Origin of the sequence: Amycolatopsis sp. NPDC051372 (assembly GCF_040682095.1) — a bacterium.
Classification (GTDB): domain Bacteria; phylum Actinomycetota; class Actinomycetes; order Mycobacteriales; family Pseudonocardiaceae; genus Amycolatopsis.
Genome location: NZ_JBFBAF010000018.1, coordinates 37,841 through 55,578, shown reverse-complemented (window position 1 = coordinate 55,578; position 17,738 = coordinate 37,841). Strand labels below are relative to the sequence as shown.

The window sequence follows — 17,738 nt, the reverse complement described above, 5'->3', positions numbered from 1 at the left end:
GAACACCCCCGGCGCCCGCTCACCCGCCCGGTATCCTGGACGTCTATGCCCGCGACCTCTCTGGCGGACTGGCTGCGTGCGGAGTCCGACGACGCACTCGCCGACCTGCTGCGCACCCGTCGCGATCTGTCGACCCCGCCGCCTTCCGACACCACCGTGCTGGCCACGCGCGCCGGCACACCGGGCTCCGTCGCGCGCGCTTGCGAGGACCTCGACACGTTCACGTTGGCCGTGCTCGACGGCTTCCTCGTGGCGGGAGCGGACACCGCGCCGGTTTCGCTGGCTTCTGTCGCAACACTGCTCGGAACAGACATTTCGGGCCCGCTGGCGCGGTTGCGTGCGCGGGCGCTGGTGTGGGGCGCGGACGACGAGCTGAGGGTGCCCCCGGCGGCGCGCGACGCGCTGGGGCCGTTCCCGGCGGGCCTCGGGGCGCCGTCGCCGGCGTTGGCGGCTTCGGACTTGGCCGCGCGGCTGGCGGAGGTCGGCGAGGACGAGCGCAAGGTGCTCACGGCGCTGGCCGCGGGCCCACCGATCGGGCGCACGCGTGACGCGAGCTTCGACGTCTCGCTCTCCGATGCGGCCACGCCCGTGCAGAAGCTGCTAGCGCGCTCGCTGTTGCTGCGCCGCGACGACCAGACGGTGGAGCTGCCGCGCGAGCTGGGGCTGTTGCTGCGCGGCGGGGTGGCGTTCGAGGCGGCCACACTGGTCGAGCCGGAGCTGCCCGTCCATCCACATCAGACGGACACTGTGGATTCCACGGCGGCCGGCGAGGCGATGGAATTGTTGCGGCAGACAGAAACACTGCTGCGTTCGTGGTCGGTCACACCGCCGCCCGTGCTCAAGTCCGGAGGGCTGGGCGTGCGGGAGTTGCGGAAGCTGGCGAAGGACCTGGAGTCCGACGAGGCGCGCGCTTCCTTCGTCGCGGAGCTGGCCACGGGCGCCGGCTTGGTGGCCGACAGCGAGGCGACGACGCCCGAGTGGGTGCCGACGACGCTCACGGACTCGTGGCTCGCGTCGCCGACGGTGCAGCGCTGGATGACCCTCGCGCAGGCGTGGCTGGAGCTGCCGCGGCTGCCCGGGCTCGCCGGCGGGCGAGACGCGAAGGACAAGCCGATCGCGCCGTTGTCGGAGGATCTGCGTCGCCCGCTCGCGCCGGTTTCGCGTCGCCGGGTGCTGGTTGCTTTGGGGGATTTGGCGCCTGGGTCCGGCGTGAAGAGCGTGGACGAGCTGGTGGCCGTGCTCGCGTGGCGCGCGCCGCGACGGGGCGGACGGCTGCGGGACGAGACCGTGCGCTGGACGATGGCCGAGGCGTCGGCGCTGGGCCTGGTCGGACTGGGCGCGCTGACCACCGCCACGCGGCTGCTGCTGGAGGACGACCGCCCCGGCGCCGTCGAGGCGATGCACGACGCGCTGCCCAAGCCCGTCGACCACGTGCTGGTGCAGGCGGACCTCACGGTCGTCGCGCCGGGACCGCTCGAGCCCGAGCTGGCGACCGCCATGGCCGCCGTCGCCGACATCGAGTCGGCCGGGCACGCGACGGTCTACCGCGTCACCGAGCCGACCGTGCGCCGCGCCCTCGACACCGGCCGCACCGCCGACGAGCTGCACGCGCTGTTCCGCGCCAAGTCCGCCACCCCCGTGCCGCAGTCGCTCACCTACCTGATCGACGACGTCGCCCGCCGCCACGGCCGCCTCCGCGGCGGCGCCGCCGGGTCGTTCCTTCGTTGTGACGATGAGGCCTTGCTGGCCGAGGTGCTCGCCCACCCCGTCGCCGCGGAGTACGACCTGCGCATGATCGCGCCGACCGTCCTCATCAGCCCCGTGCCACTCGGCGAAGTCCTGGAAGCCTTGCGCGGCGCGGGTTTCGCCCCCGCCGCCGAAGGCCCCGACGGCCGCGTCGTCGACATCCGCCCGTCCGGCCGCCGCCTCCCCGCGCGCGCCCGCGCGGCCCGCGCGCGCCCCGGCGAGCAGGCCGTCCTCACCGACGACCAGGCCACGCGCATCGTCGCCAACCTCCGCGCCGGCGACGCCGCCACCGCCCGCCGCCGAGGCTCCGCCGTCCGCGCCCCCTCCGGCGGCGGCGCCGACACCACCTCGACACTGGAACTGCTCTCCCGCGCAACCCTCGAACGCCGCGAAGTGTGGATCGGCTTCGTCGACTCCCGCGGCACGGCCAGCCAGCGCGTCGTGCGCCCGGTCCGCGTCGGCGGCGGCGTGCTGGAGGGGACGGATCACGAGCGGTACCCGTTGCACCGGATCACTTCGGCCGCGTTGGTGGAGGAGTAGGCCCTCCACCGCCCTCGCAGGTTGCGCAGGTCCTGCATCACACGGATGGTCTGCCCCGTTCGAGCAGTCGGCTCAGCTCGCCGGCGAGGGCGACCGATGCCTCGATCTCGGCCTTGCGGATGGACACGCTTTCAACCAGGAACCCGAAGGGCAGACCGAGTTTGCGGCAGAAGGCGATCAGGTCACGGGCGGTCGCCAGGCAGTGCTGGTAGGACTCGGCCAGCGTGTCATCGGCATGACGCAGCGAGTTTTCCAGCCAGCGCGGGACGTGGACGCCGAGCCACTTGAGGAAGGCCAGCGTCTTCACCGAGCCACACACCGAGAGCGTGAACACCACGGGCTTCGGTTCCAGGTGCTGCTCGCGGCAAGCGTAGAAGTAGTCGGAGACCATGCTCTTCGCCGCGTCGGAGCTGTAGATCACCTGCGAAATGAAATACGCACAGCCCGCCTGCTGCTTGGCGATCAGCCGCCGATGCTCGTCGCGGCGTTCAGTGATGGCGATACCGCCCAGCAGCAGGTCCGGGCGAGCGTCCCGGCGCAGCGCCTGAGCCCGCGACAGGCGAGTCCGCACCTCCTTGTCCTTCGAAGACGCACCGACGAACACACTGAGCACCCTGTCCGCCTCGGCCGTCTGCAACCAGGCCCGCAACTGCGCCTCGGTGTACTTGCCCACACAGCGGTAGACGACCACCGCACGGTTCCACTCGCCGAGGTATTCCGCGTGATACACAGCGGGATCAAGGGTCGGCAGGTACGGAAACGGCCGCTCCGCCGGGTTACGGTCACTCTCGTCGTCAATGTCGTACAACGCCAGACCGTCCACCTCCAAGGAGCCCAACCGCGCCAACGTCGCCGCGGTGATCTCCCGGATCCGCTCGGGATCAGTACTCAGACGGGGCGGCGTAATCCCGAACAACAAGATCTCGCTGCCCGCATCGGTCACCAACGTCCGAAGAGCCGCTCTGTCACTGTCGTCCACCATGCCCGGAAGCTAGCAGCTTCATCCGTCGCGCGGCGCTCCCCCGTCAGAGGTTGCGCAGGCCCTGCAGGACGCGCTCCATGAAGTCGCGCGAGGAGCGGTCGCCCAGGACGAGTTCGGTTTGGTGGATGAGGACCAGGCCGATGTCGGCCATGTCGCCGACCAGGATTTTCACCACGCCGAGTGGCAGGTGGAGGTGGGCGGCGATCTCGGCGACCGAGCGGGTGTCCAGGCAGAGGTCGCAGATGCGGCGGTGCTCGATGGAGCGCACGCCCCGGTAGCGGCGACCGTCGTCGCTGGTGGAGACGAGGGCTTCGAGGGCGAGGTTGTGGTCGGAGCGGGTGCGTCCGCGGGTGCGGGCGTAGGGGCGGACGCGGGATTTGGCCGGTTTTGCCGCTGGGGGCGGGTCTTCGCGGGACCACGTCTGTTCGGACTCAGGCGAGTACGGCCCGGCCGCGTACTGATCCTGTTGTGTCGTAACGGATTCAGCCGCGTACTGCTCGGCTTCAGGCTGGTACGCGGCAGGCTCGGGCGAGTACGGCTCAGCCGGGTACGAATCATGCTGCGGCGCAACGGGTTCGGGCGCGCGGCGGCGGCCGGTGGTGCGCTCCGGGGGTTCGGCGAGGCGGTGCTGGTTGTCGGCCGGCGGGAGGTAGCCGACGTCGGCCGGGGTGGGGCGGTAGGGCCGATCGCGGTCGGCGGTGTCGACGGCGGCGCGGCGGCCACGCTGGTCCGAGTGCGAAGGCGCCACGACGGCGTGGCGGCCGGTCGACTCGGAGGCAGGCGCTTCGAAGTAGCCCGAGGAGTACTCGGTGGCAGGTGCCTGGTGGCGCTCGGCGGGGTGCGAATCCGGTGCGACAGCACGGGTGTACTCCGTCGGATAGTCCACGTCAGCAGCAGGCAGCTGGTGGTAGCCAGCGGAATACGGCTCAGCGTGCTGGTACCCCGAGGCGTAAGGATCCGAAGCGGAAGCCTGGTGGTACCCCGATGCGTAAGCATCCGCAGTAGGAGTCGGCTGGTACCCCGACGCGTAAGCATCCGAAGCCGGCACCTGGTGATAACCCGAGGCGTACGCGGCATCCGAAGCAGGCGTCCGCTCGTAGCCGGCGGACTCCGGAACAGGCTGGTACCCCGACGCATGAGCAGCATCCTGCTCGTACCCGGCCCCACCAGCCGGCTCCTCCACCGCAGCCAAATGCCGCCGCTCCGGAGCCTGGTAATAAGCCGAGTCCTCCGGAACCTGACGGTCCTCGTGCGTCAAGTACGACTCGGCGTCGTAGTACCCCGAGGAGGTCCCGGTCTCCTCCCAGTACCCCGACTCGCCGTCCTCGACCCACTCGTACCCGTCATCGTCGTAGTAATCAGAAGACGAAGAAGACGAAGACCCGGGAGAAGCAGGAACAGGAGCAACCGGACGAACAGGCGCAGGCGGCGGCACAGCGGAAGCAGCCGGCCGCCGGTGCGGCAGCATCGTCTTCAGCGTGCTCAGCTCGAAATGGCTCGGCGAGTCCACGCCTTCGCGGTCGGTGCCCTTGTGCAGCGCGTCCCAGGCGCCCGTGTCCTGCTCGCCGAAGCCGGAGATCCTCATGTACTAACCACGCACCCCGCCCTGGAGCTGGGCGCGCAGTTCGGGCGTGATCTGCTGGCCGACGCGCTCCACGAGCAGCGTCATCTCGTACGCGACCGTGCCGATGTCGCACGTGGGGGCGGCCAGCACGGCCAGCGACGACCCGTCGGACACCGACATCAGGAACAGGTACCCGAGCTCCATCTCGACCACGGTCTGGTTCACACCACCGGCCTCGAAGCACCGTGCGGCGCCCTGAGTGAGGCTCACGAGGCCCGACGCGACGGCCGAGAGCTGCTCGGCGCGCTCCTGCGGCAGACCTTCCGACGGCGCGAGCAGGAGACCGTCAGCCGACACCAGCACGGCGTGGGCGGCGCCGGCCACCCGGCGCACGAAATCCGTGATCAGCCAGCTGAACGTGCCCTGGCCTTCCTGGCCGGAAACGGTCACTGTCCCTCCAAACTGGTCGAACACCGCCGAACACCGCCATGATCGCCGAGCGGGCGTGAAGAACCCGTTCCAGCGTATTCACCCGCCCGACACTGTCGAGCCCGCGTCGGGCGAGCGCCCGTGCACTGTGCGTACTCATACGCACGCGCATCGCGCGAACCCATACGGGACCACGCATACGTGGGTCACTCGGTGGTGGCGCCGGCAACTGTGCGCAGCGGGGTGTCTGCGCAGGTCACCGGCCGTTCGGCTGCCCGTTCGGGCCTTGCCGGCCCCGACCGTACCGAAGAGCGAGCGGGGAGCCCTACCCCGGTCGGAGGCACCACTCCCCGAAGCGGGTGAAGCACGTGGAGTTCACTCCAACGGCCGCACCCGGTTTCGGGTACTCGGGTTCTAGCCTGCCCTCAGTGCCGTGTCGTGAGCGATGGCGTGCTGCACGACCGAGATCAGCACCTGCTTGGCGGAGTCACGCTCGCGCGCGTCGCAGGCCATGATCGGCACCGACGGGGAGATCGTCAGCGCGTGCCGCACGTCTTCGATCTGGTGGTGCAGCAACCGGTCGAAGCAGTTGATCGCGACCACGTACGGCAGTTTCCGGTTCTCGAAGAAGTCGATGGACGGGAACGCGTCGGCGAGCCGCCGCGTGTCCACCAGCACCACGGCGCCGATCGCACCGACGGCGAGGTCGTCCCACATGAACCAGAACCGGTGCTGGCCCGGCGTGCCGAACACGTACAGCACGAGGTCCGAGTCGAGCGAGATCCGGCCGAAGTCCATGGCGACCGTGGTGGTCGTCTTGTTCGGCGTGGCCGAAGTGTCGTCGTGGCCGACACTCGCCTCGGTCATCATGGCCTCGGTGGTCAGCGGGTCGATCTCCGAAATCGCCCCGACCATTGTCGTCTTGCCCGAACCGAACCCACCCGCGACCACGATCTTGGCCGACGAGGTCGGACCTGTCACCTGCGGTGTGTTCGCGTCGGAGTCAAATTCTCCGAAGCCCACTGAGCACCCTTTCCATGAACTCGATACTGGGGCGGTCGCCCGAGGTCGTGCTGCTGCTCGTGTGCACCAGCACCAGTCCGAGACCCGCCACGTCACCAATGAGCACCCGCACGACGCCGAGCGGCAGGCGCAGCAGCGCCGCCACCTCGGCCACCGACCGGGTGTCGATGCACAGATCGCAGATGGACCGGTGCTCGGGCACGCGCACGCGGTCGAGCACGCGCCCCTGCTCGCTGGTCGAGACCAGTGCCTCGATCGCGAGGTCGTAGGTCGGCTTCGTCCGGCCGCGCGTGCGGAAGTACGGGCGCACGAGCCCGGACGTCTCCACCTCGGCCACCGGAGGTTCGTCCACGTACTCGCCCGCGGCCTGCTGCGGCAGGGCTTCGGCGAGCTCATTGGACGACGGTCCCGGCGAGCCGTCGCGCTGCGCGCTGAACGCCGCGAACTCCGCGGAGTCGTACAGCGGCCCGCTCGCGCCGCCGAACAGTTCGGCGCCCGGACCACCCAGGAGGCGGTCGCGGTACTCGCCGGTGATCGGCTGCTGCCCGGCGTTTGAGTCCGTCAGCCAGTTCGGCGGCTCCCGCACCGGGTCCGCGTCGGATCCCGTGGCGCGCCGGGCGCGCCACTCGCGGTCCACTCGATCCCGGAAGGACTTCCAGTCCTCCCGGCCATCGCCGGCCTCGGCCCAACCGCCGGTGAAATCGTCACCGAGCCGGCCATCGCCCCTCAAGCGCCCGTCGTCCACGGTCTGCTCCTGAAGTTCCCGATCCGCCTAGCGGCGGATCGCAGCGCCCTGCAGTTGCGCGCGCATTTCCGGCGTCAGCTGCTGGCCGACTCGTTCGACCAGCAACGTCATCTCGTATACGACGAGACCGATGTCGCTGTCCGGCGCGCCCAGCACCGCGAGGCACGAGCCGTCGGAGACCGACATCAGGAAGAGGAAGCCGTTGGCCATCTCGACCACGGTCTGCGCGACCGGGCCGCCTTCGAACACCTTCGCCGCGCCGCGCGCCAAGCTGGTCAGCCCGGAGGCGACCGCCGCCAGCTGGTCGGCCCGGTCCTTCGGCAGCCCCCGCGAAGCCGCGAGCAGGAGCCCGTCGGCCGAAACGACCACCGCGTGGGCCGCGCCCGGAACCCGGTGGACGAAGTCCGTGATCAGCCACGCGAAGCTGCCCGCCACGCCGCCGCCGGCCCTGCCGTTCGGCTGCGCCGAGCCGCCCCCCGGCTGCACTGCACCCGCCCGTGTCACTGTCGCTCCTCACTGCTGTCGCTCACATACCCGGACCCGGTGACTCGTACGCCTTCGTCGTCGAGCCGGGCTTCGTCGGCCGGCCGTTCCTTCAAACTGTGCCGTCCGGAGGTGTACCCACGCTGGAAGCTTGCCATCCTGTTGCGGGCCGCGGCGGCCGAGCGGGTGATAGCACCCGTTCCGGGCAGACCGGAAGTCGCGTCGGTGAACGAATTGTGCTGGTCATTCGGTGCGGAGTCACCGCCGATCGAGCCCGGCACGAGGTACGCGTTGGGCACCCGCTTGGGCAGGCCCGCCGGCGTGATCTCCTCGGCCTTCTTCTCCAGCAGCGACTGCGCGGCCTGCCAGCCCTCGTCCGACGCGCTGCTCCAGCCGTCGTCGGAACCGGGGTAGAGAGGCGTTGCTTCGATCGGCTCCTCCTCACGGCTGTCGAAGGCGCCGCCGATCCCGGCCGGCTCCTCAGCCGCCACCGAGGCAGCCGAGGATCCGTTGGCCGCTGCGGCCTCGCGGGCCCCGGCGGCTTCCGGTTCGACCGGAGCCTCGGCCAGAGCCGCTTCGGCTGCCGGGGCGCCGAGCTCGTCGGCCGCACCGGGTTCGCCGTCGTCGCTGCCCTCGCTGAACCACCGCGAAAGCACCGACTGGTAGATCGGCAGGCGCCGCGTGGGCACGTCGTCCTCGAGGGCCGACGCGCCGTCGTCCACGGCCGGCTCCTGCCGCTGCGGCTCCTCCGGCGCGACGTACTTCGGTTCGCGCTTCGGGAGCACCAGCGGCGGGAACTGGGTCTCCGCCAGGCTCGCACCATCCCCGTTGGGCTGCTGGGTGAGCGGGGCGAGATCCTCCGCCGTCGGCCACGCCGGCGCCTCGGGCAGCGACGCCTCCGGGCTCAGGAACGGCCCGGCAGCGCGGTTTCCGGCCACGAGGTCGTCGAGGCTGATCGGCTGGTCGAGCGGCACGAGGCCACCGTTGGACTGCGCCGGCACGGCCGGTGCGGGCGGAGCCGCGGGCGGTGCCGAAGGGAGCGGTGGCGTCGAGTCGAACTGCGAGTCGAACTGGTCGAACTGCTGCCGGTTGACCGGCGGCAGGCTCGGGTGCGAGACCTCGTTGCGGTTCAGCGGCGGCGGCGTGTGGCGCGGCATGGGGTTGGCCACGCGCAGCTGCGTGAGCAGCTCGGCCGGCACCACCACGCGGGCGATCACGCCGCCCTCGATGTCCTCGTTCTCGCGCAGCCGCACCTCGATGCCGTGGCGCTGGGCCAGGCGCGCGACCACGTACAGACCCATTCGCCGCGTCACCGACACGTCGAGGTCCGGCGGGTCGGCCAGGCGCTGGTTGACCTCGGCGAGGCGGTCCTCCGTCATACCGACGCCGTGGTCGGTGATCTGGATGGCCAGCGCCTTCTTGCGCGTGACGACCGCCCGCACTGTGACCTTCGTCTCCGGCTCGGAGAAGTAGGTCGCATTGTCGAGCAGTTCGGCGAGCACGTGCACGAGGTCGTGGATCGCGAGGCCCTGCACGGCGACCTCGGGGACGATGCCGACCTCGATGCGGGCGTACTGCTCGATCTCCGACACCGCGGCGCCGATCACGTCGGCCGCCGGCACCGGCTTGGGCACGGACTTCGCCAGGCCGGCGCCCGAGAGCACCAGCAGCGATTCACCGTTGCGCCGCAACCGGGTGGCGAGGTGGTCGAGCTCGAACAGGCTCGCCAAGTGGTCCGGGTCCTGCTCGTCGGCCTCGAGCCGGTCGATCACACCGAGCTGGCGTTCCACCAGCCGCTGCGACCGCCGCGAGAGGTTCACGAAGATGCCGTTGACGTTCTCGCGCAGCAGAGCCTGTTCGGCGGCCATCTTCACGGCCTGGCCGTGGACCACGTCGAACGAGCGCGCCACTTCACCGATCTCGTCGCGTGAGGTCACCGGCACCGGGTCGACGGCCTTCTTGGAGGCGTTGACCGGATCCGGATCGTCCAGAATGGACTGAACCGTCTCCGGCAGCCTCGTGTAGGCCACGTCGAGCGCCGTGGTCCGCAGCACGCGCAGCGGCCGCAGCATCAGGCGGGCGATCACGAGCATGAGGATCAGCGCCGCGATGAGGGCCGCGAGCACGATCACACCGCCGACCCACGCCGAGCGCACGGCCGAGCTGGCCAGGTCGTCGGCTTGGGTTCGCAGCTGCGTGAGCAGGTTCGTCTCGACCGCGCGCATCTTGTCGGAGGCGACGGTGCTGTCCTGCCCGAGCTGCGTCGGGTCGATGTTGAGCGCTTCGCCTTGCTGCGCGAAGGAGAACGCCTGCGTCTGGATGCGGCGCCGGTCGTCGACCTCCGGGCCCGAGACCGTGTCGGAGTACAGCTGCACCTGGTCGTCGGTGGCGTTCGCGAGGAACGCCGCGATCGACGCGTCGCCACTGGCTTCGGCGGCGCGCGTCTCGTCGAGGAGGTCGCCGGGGAAACCGTTGCGGAAGGCCGCGATCTCCAGGGCCGTGTCGCCGCGGAGCGTGAACTCCTTGGCCTCGCTGATGGCCTGCGTGCTGTTGCCCAGGCGCAGCAGGTCCCGGTCGGTGACCGCGGTGGTCACCTCGCGGCCCAGCTGGATCAGCGAGTTGAGGATCGAGGAGTAGGTGTCCAGCACCGCGACGTCCGAGTAGGAAGAGGAGCCCACGGCCGCGCGCAACGGGCGCAGCGCGTCGAGGCGCTGGATTCCGCGGGCGTACCGATCAGCGGTGGCCTGGTCATCGGGATTCAAGTTGACCAACGAGTTGCGCAGGTCCTCGACGTCGTGGTCGACCTTCGCGATCTGCGCGTCGAGCCCGGTCTGGCGCAGCGCGTCGCCGGAGGAGATCCGGGCGACGGCGAGGCTGCGCTCGCCCTGCAGGTCGTGGATGACCGCGGTCACCTTGCCCGCGAACGCGACCTGGTCCGCGGTGTGGCCGAGCTGCACGGCCTGCTGCGCGTCGTCCGCCACCCGCAACGCGCCGAGCACCAGCGCGGTGAGCGTCGGGATGATCAGGATCAGGGCGAGCTTCGAGCGAAGCCGCCAGTTGTTCAGCGCGAAGACCGAACCCCGTCGTGCGGGATTCGCCCCGCTTTCGCGCGCAGGGGCCCCTCCCACCCCCGCGGTGTCTTCGTTCGGCACCGCCGCATCACCATCTTCGTCCGGGCCCGAGGGACCTTGTGAGTTGAAGCCTGCCGTGCCCGCGACCACTACCCGCACGCTCCCGGCAGGCCGCCCGGCACCTCAGCGGCCCGGTCGGCCTGGGCCATTACACCCTTTCGGGGTAAAAGATCCACTTCCAGGTGCGGTTTCGCGCCGCCCTGGACGCGGAATCGGTTCAGTACTTGCATGGCGTTCGGTCCCCGCACTGGTCGATCACTGGTCCATTAGGCCTAAGCCACCAGTTCGCCGACGAGCGTCGGCCTGTGCAGAGTGCCTCTCAGCGAGGCTGACTCTCACTACATCGGTGGTCCACACCTCACACTGCCGGAGCAGAGGGTAGCGAACGACTCGGTGATTTGTAACCCTCTTGACAGCCGATCCAGAACACCCAAGTAGCGGATCAAGCCGATTCGTAGTTGGCTCCGACGTGCCGGATGATCTTCAACTCGACCACCTCGATCCCCTGATCGAGTGATTCGCGCCACTGTCGGACCGTTGATGAACACCCATTGTGATGGATGCGGCGCTTCTCTACAGTAGCCGCGTGACTCCGGACAATGAGCCACACCCACCAAACCCAGCACGGTCAACACCCATGTGACCTCATTCTCCAAGGAGTGGCATTGTTTGAAACAGCCGGGAGCAGCCAGGCAAGACTCGGGCGCCGTGGCTTCCTCTCCCTCGCCCTGGCGAGCGGCGTCGCACTGACCGCGAGCGGCTGCGGCCTGCTCGGGGGTTCGGACGACTCGGGCAGCACCAACGGCGCGTCGGGACTCGAGAAGACGAAGATCAAGGTCTCGATCATGCCGACGATCGACGTCGCGCCGTTCCACCTCGCCGTGCAGAACGGCTACTTCAAGGACGAAGGCCTCGAGGTCGAGTCCGTCGACGCCGCCAGCGGTGACGCGTCCGTGACGAAGCTCCTGTCCGGAGAGGTCGACGTCGCGTACGCGAGCTACACGCCGTTCTTCATCGCGAAGAGCAAGGGCAACGCAGACATCAAGTTCGTGTCCGACGCCTCCTCGGCCGGCCCGAAGAGCACCGAGATCGTGGCCATGCCCAACGGCTCGGTGAAGAGCGTGCGCGACCTGGCGGGCAAGAAGATCGCCATCACCGCGCAGAACACCATTTGCGACACCCTGACCAAGTCCGTGATGCGCGACAACGGCGTGGACTTCTCCAAGGTGCAGTGGGTTTCCCTGCCGTTCCCGAGCATCGGCGCGGCCGTGAAGCGCGGCGACGTGGACGCGGGCTTCCTCACGGAGCCGTTCATCACCGGCTCGGCGAAGACCAACGGCACCGTCCCGATCATCGACACCGCGACCGGTGCCACGCAGGACTTCCCGACCGCGGGCTACGGCTCGCTGGGCAAGTTCACCTCGTCGAGCCCGAAGACCGTGGCGGCGTTCCAGCGGGCGATGCTGCGCGCCACCAAGGAATCCGCGGACCGCTCGAAGATCGAGCCGCTGATGGTGCAGTTCTCGAAGGTCGACGAGGCCACCGCCTCGCTCACCGCGCTGCTCACCTTCCAGTCCACTCTGGACGCCCGTCGTCTGCAGCGCGTGCCGGACCTGCTGCAGCAGTTCGGGTCGATCCCGGCCAAGATCGACGTCGCGCAGATGATCGTGGCGCAGCCGAGCGCCTCCTGACGTGCGAATCGTTCGGAACCTGGTCGGCCTGCTCGGCTTCCTCCTGATCTGGGAGGTCGCCGTGCGGGCCGGCCTGATCGACCAGAACGACGTGCCGCCGCCCACGGTGGTGTTCGCGCGCATCGGCGAGCTGTTCGGCGACACCGAGTTCGTGCGTGATGTGATCGCGTCGGTGCTGGCGTGGCTGATCGCGATGGCCGTGTCCATCGCTGTCGCAGTGCCGGCCGGGCTGCTGCTCGGCAGCGTCCGCTGGCTGCGCGACGCGACCAAGGCGATCGTCGAATTCCTGCGGCCCATCCCGTCGGTGGCGTGGATCCCGCTGATCCTGATCGTGGTCGGCGGCGGGCCCGAGTCGAAGATCCTGCTCGCGGTCTACGCGGCGGTGTGGCCGATCCTGTTCAACACCATCTACGCGATGGCCGAGATCGACCCGGTGCTGATCGAGACCGCGCGCTCCTACGGCACGCCGAAGTCGCGGCTGCTGACCTCGGTGGCACTGCCGCACGCGGCGCCGTTCGTGTTCACCGGCATCCGGATGTCGGCGGCGATCTCGCTGATCCTGGTGATCAGCACGGAGTTCCTCGCCGGCGCGAAGCTGGGCATCGGGCAGTTCGTGCTCGAGGCGTCCTCCGGCTCCGGGCGGATGGACCTGGTGCTCGCGGGCACCGTCGTGGCCGGGGTGCTGGGTTTCCTCGCCAACGAAGGGCTCGAACGGCTGGGCAAGCGGCTGTTCCGCTGGAGCAGCAACGACGAAGGGGACGTCGCGTGACCGTCGTCGGCAAACCGGTAAGCGCCGCGCGCGGCCGCGTGAGCCGCGGCCTGAGCGGCTTCGCGCGCAAGTGGCTGCTGTTCGTGGTGCTCGTGGTGATCTGGCAGGTCATCACGCAGTTCACGGAAAGCGTGTTCTTCCCGCCGCCCACCAAGATCGTCGCGGCGGCGGTGAAGCTGTGGTTCTCCGGCCCGGCTTCGCACGTCTTCCTCGGCCAGGCGGTGTTCGACCACGTCCTGCCCAGCCTCGCGCGGGTGCTCGGCGGCTGGCTGCTCTCGGTGGTGCTGGGTGTCGCACTGGGAACAGCGCTCGGGCGCTCGAAGACCGGCATGGACTACGTGGGCCCGCTGTTCGCCTTCTTCCGCGCGATCCCGCCGCCCGCGCTGGTTCCGGTGTTCATCGTGTTGTTCCACATCGGACCGGGCATGCAGATCGCCACGATCATCTTCGGTTCGGTGTGGCCGATCGTGATGAACACGGTGGACGGCGTGCGTTCGGTCGACAAGGTGAAGGTGGAGACCGCGCGGGCGTTCCGCACGCCGCGGTTCTACTGGATCACCACGGTCGTGCTGCCGGCCGCGATGCCGAAGATCTTCGCGGGTCTGCGGCTCTCGCTGTCGATCTCGCTGATCCTCATGGCGATCTCGGAGCTCGTCGGCTCGCTCAACGGCATCGGCTACGCGCTGATCGCCGCCCAGCGCGCGTACGACTTCGACCAGATGTGGGCGTGGATCGTACTGCTGGGCATCCTGGGTTACGGGTTCAACGCGGGCCTGCTCGCCGTCGAGCGCCGGGTGCTCAAGTGGCAGCCCGGCCGTCACTAGAACTTTCCGGAAGGTAGTCAGAATGTCGACCATGCTCGAGGTCTCCGACCTCAGCCACCGCTACGGCACGGGCGACAAGGCGCACGTCGCCGTGAACGACCTGTCGTTCACCGTCGAGGCGGGCCAGCTGGCGTGCATCGTCGGCCCTTCGGGGTGCGGCAAGTCGACGCTGCTGCGCGCGATCGCGGGCCTGCTGCCGCCGTCTTCGGGCACCGTGAGCCTGCACGGCGACCTGGTCACCGGCGTGCCCGACGACCTCGCCGTGGTGTTCCAGGACTACAGCCGCTCGCTGTTCCCGTGGCTGACGGTGGGGAAGAACGTCGAGTTCCCTTTGCGCTGGACCAAACTCGAAAAGGCCGAGCGGCGCAAGCGGGCCGCCGCGGCTCTGTCGGCTGTCGGTCTGGACGGGGTTGGGGCGAAGTTCCCCTGGCAGCTTTCGGGCGGGATGCAGCAGCGCGTGTCGATCGCGCGGGCGCTGGCTTCGCGGCCGGCACTGCTGATCATGGACGAGCCCTTCGCCTCCGTCGACGCGCAGACGCGCTTCGAGCTGGAGGACCTGCTGCGGCGCGTGCAGCGCGAGCAGGGCACCACGGTCCTGCTGGTGACGCACGACATCGACGAGAGCGTGTACCTGGGCGACCGGGTGCTGGTGCTGTCGAAGTCGCCGGCGTCGATCGTCGCCGACCTACCCGTGGACCTGCCGGCGGAGCGGGACCAGATCACGACGCGGGAGTCTCCGGAGTTCGTGACGCTGCGCGGCGAGGTGGCTCGGTTGCTGCACGGGCCGGCTTCAGCGGCGGTGGCGGACGAAGCCGAGCGTGAGCTGGTGGAGTCCGAGGTTGCCGAAGAGGCCACGGTGAAGGCCGAAGCCAAGAGCTGAGGCTGTTCTTGCTGAACGGGGCACCCAGGCCTGGGTGCCCCGTTCTCGCGTCTCAGGCCTTCGCTCGCGAGTCCGGCCCGGTCTCGTCGGGGCCGATCTCCGGCAGCGTCCGCACGCCGAGCACGTTGGCGCCCACCAGCTTGCGCGTGGCGAGGTTGCCCATCGGCATGAACGTGCTCGCCTGCACGTCGCGCCACATCCGCTCGAACGGCAGCTTCTTCGTGTACGACATGCCGCCCAGCACGTCGACGAGGCGCTGCATCACCTGCACGGCGTTGTTGGCCGCCACGTACTTCACGACGGCGCAGCGGGCCACTCCGTCCTGCACGTCGCCGGTGAAGAGGCGCCGTGACATCACGTCTTCGGCGTGGCCGCGGATCAGCGCCCGCGAGCTGTCGAGGAGGATCTGGCACTCGCCGATCACGTCCTGCAGCACCGGGTCGCCCGTCTTGCCGCGCTTGCGCAGCGAGCGGACGGTCCAGTCGAGCGCACCGGCCGCGACTCCCGTGTAGACGGCCGAGAACGCCGGCATCGCCCACGACCACACGGTTTCCAGTACCCGCGCGTCGAGGTGCTTGACCGGCAGCGAGTGGACGACGGCGCTGTCCTCGACGAACACCTTGGTGAGCTCGACGTCGTTGCTCTGCGTGCCGCGCATTCCCATGGTGTCCCAGGTCTGGTGGATCCGGACCCCGGGCTGGTCGAGGGCGATCTGGCACAGCAGCAGCCGCGGGCCGCCTTCGGCGTCTTCGTAACGCGCGGTGGTGGAGCAGTGCGTGGCCACGGCCGTGTTGGTGGCGAAGCTCTTGCGGCCTGTGAGCTCGAACCCGCCCTCGACGCGGACGGCCTCGGTGTTCGAGTCCGTCATGTCGTTGCGCAGGCCCGTTTCGCTGGTCACCGACGCCCAGATCAGCCGGCCCTCAGCCGCTTTCGTGAGCAACTCGGCCAGGCGCGGCGACTGCGTGCGCCGCCAGACGCTCGCCCACTGCCCCAGCGGCGAAAGGTGCATCGTGAACGCCAGCGCGGTGGCGCCGTCGCCCATCGCCAGCCGCTCCAGCACAGGCAGGATCTCCGGCAGACCCGCGCCGAAGCCGCCCAGCTCCTCCGGCACGGACAGGCGCAGGAAACCCGCTTCCCGCAGGTCGTCGTAGTTCTCGTGAGGGAAGGAGTTCTCGCGGTCGTGCAGGCTGGCGCGCTCGGCGAAGACATCGGCGAGCTTGCCGGCCTGTGCGACGAGTTCCTGCTGTCCGGGATTCAGTAGAGGCTGCACCCGGTCATCCAAACAGCGTCACCCGGTCGGGTCAATCGCGAAGATCAATACAGTTTCTGCGGGTTCGGGTCCACCTTGACGTGCACGAGCGCGGGACCGTTTTCGGCGAGAGCTTCCGCAAGCGCGTCGCGCAGGTCGGCGCCTTCCTCCACGGTCCGCGCCGGCACGCCCATGCTCTGCGCGAGCTGGGCGAAGTCGATGCCGCCGAGCTCGGTGCCCGGCACCTTCTTGCCACCGGCCGACTCGCCGAGGATCCGCACGGCCGCGTACTGCGCGTTGTCCAGCACCACGAAGGTGACCGGCACGTTCTCGCGCGCGGCCGTCCACAGTGCCTGCACGCAGTACATGCTGGAGCCGTCGCCGAGGATCGCGACGACCTTGCGGTCGGGCCGCCCCAGCGCCGCGCCGACGGCCGCCGGGAGGCCGTAACCGAGCGTGCCGCTCGCGACCGTGAGGAACCCCGTGTCGGTGGACGTGATCGGCAGGTGGTCGTGGAGGCAGTTGCGGTGGCTCGGCGTCTCCTCGACGACGATCGCGTTGTCCGGCAACAGCTCCGCGACGGTGGCGTAGGCGAAGTCCGGCGAGATCGGCGTGGTTTCGGCGGGCTTGGCGGACTTTGCTTGCCGGGCTGGGATTTCCCGGCTCTTCGCGGTGACTTCTTGGGCGAGCGCCTGGATTGCCAGCTTCGGCGTGGAGCGGATGCCGGTGCCGTTGCCCGCCCGGGCGAGGATCTGCTCGTCGTCGCTCACGAGGTACAGCGGCGGCAGCGGCTCCTCCGGCTCGCCGCGGTACACGTGGTAGGTGAACGCGGGCGCGCCCAACACCACCACGACGTCGTGCTCGCGCAGCGCCTCGGCCACCGCCTTGCGCTCGGGCTGCAGGAAGCCGAGGAACAGGTCGTGGTCCTCGGGGAACGAGCACCGCGACGACATCGGCGCGGCCCAGACCCCGGCCTTGAGCTTCTCGGCGAGCGCGACCACGTCCGGCACGGCGCCGTCCCCGTCCACACTGGCACCGACGACGAGGGCCGGGTTTTCCGCGTGGTCCAGGACTTTCGCGAGCTCCTGCAGCGCCGCGGGGTCGGGCGCGAAGCTCTGTGTCCTGCTGCCGACGGGCAGCGGCATGGTCGCCTCGGCGTCCCAGTCGTCCACGGGCACCGAGACGAACACCGGACCCTGCGGCGCCTGTGTCGCGATGTAGTAGGCGTGCGCGATCGCGGCCGGCACGTCCTGCGCCCGCGCCGGCTCGATGCTCCACTTCACGTAGGGCTTCGGGAAGTTCGCCGCTTCGACGGCCCCCAGGAACGGCTCGTCCGGCAGCAGCGAACGCGTCTGCTGCCCCGCCAGCACGATCAGTGGCGCCCGGTCGCGGAAGGCGGTGAACACGTGGCCCAGCGAATGGCCCACGCCACCCGCCGAGTGCAGGTTCACGAGCACCGGCCGGCGCGTCGCCTGCGCGTACCCGTCCGCCATCGCCACCACGGCCGACTCCTGCAGCCCGAGGACGTAGGTGAAGTCGTCGGGCCACTCGGTCAAGAACGCGATCTCCGTGGTGCCGGGGTTGCCGAACACCGTGGTCAGGCCGAGGTTCCGGAGCAGTTCCCGCGTGGCGTCGCGAATCGTGCGCATGATCCGGAGGTTATCCCGGCTCCCGGCGCGTTG

At 69.8% G+C, this 17,738-nt stretch carries 14 protein-coding genes; 5 read left to right on the top strand and 9 right to left on the bottom strand.

Annotated elements, in window-relative coordinates; genetic code table 11:
* Window positions 1-45: 45 nt before the first annotated feature.
* Window positions 46-2,286, top strand: coding sequence for a helicase-associated domain-containing protein (locus AB0M56_RS26215; RefSeq protein WP_364180288.1), 2,241 nt, complete (start codon window positions 46-48; stop codon window positions 2,284-2,286).
* Between the two features lie 37 nt (window positions 2,287-2,323).
* Here AB0M56_RS26215 and AB0M56_RS26210 read toward each other — a convergent pair whose 3' ends face one another.
* The 7 genes from AB0M56_RS26210 to AB0M56_RS26180 all read right to left on the bottom strand — a co-directional run bounded on the left by AB0M56_RS26210 (window position 2,324) and on the right by AB0M56_RS26180 (window position 10,664).
* Entirely contained in the window at window positions 2,324-3,268 is a 945-nt protein-coding gene (locus tag AB0M56_RS26210; RefSeq protein WP_364180287.1) for a 5,10-methylenetetrahydrofolate reductase, read from the bottom strand.
* Between the two features lie 43 nt (window positions 3,269-3,311).
* Window positions 3,312-4,016 (bottom strand): DUF742 domain-containing protein, encoded by a 705-nt coding sequence (locus tag AB0M56_RS26205; protein WP_364180519.1) that lies wholly within the window; start codon window positions 4,014-4,016, stop codon window positions 3,312-3,314.
* Window positions 4,017-4,856: 840 nt separating this feature from the next.
* Window positions 4,857-5,282 (bottom strand): roadblock/LC7 domain-containing protein, encoded by a 426-nt coding sequence (locus tag AB0M56_RS26200; protein ID WP_364180285.1) that lies wholly within the window; start codon window positions 5,280-5,282, stop codon window positions 4,857-4,859.
* A 393-nt stretch (window positions 5,283-5,675) separates the two neighbouring features.
* Entirely contained in the window at window positions 5,676-6,284 is a 609-nt protein-coding gene (locus AB0M56_RS26195) for an ATP/GTP-binding protein (RefSeq protein WP_220244630.1), read from the bottom strand.
* Window positions 6,265-7,029 carry a DUF742 domain-containing protein gene (locus AB0M56_RS26190; protein ID WP_364180283.1) on the bottom strand — a complete coding sequence of 255 codons (765 nt, stop codon included), beginning with the start codon at window positions 7,027-7,029 and terminating at the stop codon, window positions 6,265-6,267. Before AB0M56_RS26190 ends, AB0M56_RS26195 begins: the two co-directional genes overlap by 20 nt.
* 27 nt (window positions 7,030-7,056) lie before the next feature.
* Window positions 7,057-7,515, bottom strand: a complete 459-nt coding sequence (locus AB0M56_RS26185; protein ID WP_220247186.1) for a roadblock/LC7 domain-containing protein — start codon at window positions 7,513-7,515, stop codon at window positions 7,057-7,059.
* Between the two features lie 14 nt (window positions 7,516-7,529).
* Window positions 7,530-10,664, bottom strand: a complete 3,135-nt coding sequence (locus AB0M56_RS26180; RefSeq protein ID WP_364180281.1) for a nitrate- and nitrite sensing domain-containing protein — start codon at window positions 10,662-10,664, stop codon at window positions 7,530-7,532.
* Window positions 10,665-11,371: 707 nt separating this feature from the next.
* Between AB0M56_RS26180 and AB0M56_RS26175 the strand changes: the two genes are divergently transcribed.
* The 4 genes from AB0M56_RS26175 to AB0M56_RS26160 are packed head-to-tail and all read left to right on the top strand — an operon-like array spanning window position 11,372 to window position 14,807.
* Complete coding sequence (locus AB0M56_RS26175) at window positions 11,372-12,334, top strand: ABC transporter substrate-binding protein (RefSeq protein ID WP_364180517.1); 963 nt, start codon at window positions 11,372-11,374, stop codon at window positions 12,332-12,334.
* 1 nt (window position 12,335) lies between these two features.
* A complete protein-coding gene (locus tag AB0M56_RS26170) occupies window positions 12,336-13,103 on the top strand; it encodes an ABC transporter permease (RefSeq protein WP_364180280.1) in 768 nt (255 codons plus the stop codon).
* Window positions 13,100-13,927, top strand: coding sequence for an ABC transporter permease (locus AB0M56_RS26165; RefSeq protein ID WP_364180278.1), 828 nt, complete (start codon window positions 13,100-13,102; stop codon window positions 13,925-13,927). The genes AB0M56_RS26170 and AB0M56_RS26165 overlap by 4 nt, the downstream gene beginning before the upstream one ends.
* 22 nt (window positions 13,928-13,949) lie before the next feature.
* Complete coding sequence (locus AB0M56_RS26160) at window positions 13,950-14,807, top strand: ABC transporter ATP-binding protein (protein WP_364180277.1); 858 nt, start codon at window positions 13,950-13,952, stop codon at window positions 14,805-14,807.
* Window positions 14,808-14,859: 52 nt separating this feature from the next.
* On the opposite strand, the gene AB0M56_RS26155 is transcribed toward AB0M56_RS26160, so the two are convergent.
* Window positions 14,860-16,077 carry an acyl-CoA dehydrogenase family protein gene (locus AB0M56_RS26155; protein WP_364180275.1) on the bottom strand — a complete coding sequence of 406 codons (1,218 nt, stop codon included), beginning with the start codon at window positions 16,075-16,077 and terminating at the stop codon, window positions 14,860-14,862.
* A gap of 44 nt (window positions 16,078-16,121) precedes the next feature.
* Window positions 16,122-17,705 (bottom strand): benzoylformate decarboxylase, encoded by a 1,584-nt coding sequence (gene mdlC, locus AB0M56_RS26150; protein WP_364180273.1) that lies wholly within the window; start codon window positions 17,703-17,705, stop codon window positions 16,122-16,124.
* Window positions 17,706-17,738: the final 33 nt, after the last annotated feature.

What these genes read in the sequence shown, in the direction of transcription:
- AB0M56_RS26160 (WP_364180277.1), top strand. Translation starts at nt 13,950, where the DNA reads ATGTCGACCATGCTCGAGGTCTCCGACCTCAGCCACCGCTACGGCACG.
- AB0M56_RS26210 (WP_364180287.1), bottom strand. Translation starts at nt 3,268, where the DNA reads ATGGTGGACGACAGTGACAGAGCGGCTCTTCGGACGTTGGTGACCGAT.
- mdlC (WP_364180273.1), bottom strand. Translation starts at nt 17,705, where the DNA reads ATGCGCACGATTCGCGACGCCACGCGGGAACTGCTCCGGAACCTCGGC.
- AB0M56_RS26215 (WP_364180288.1), top strand. Translation starts at nt 46, where the DNA reads ATGCCCGCGACCTCTCTGGCGGACTGGCTGCGTGCGGAGTCCGACGAC.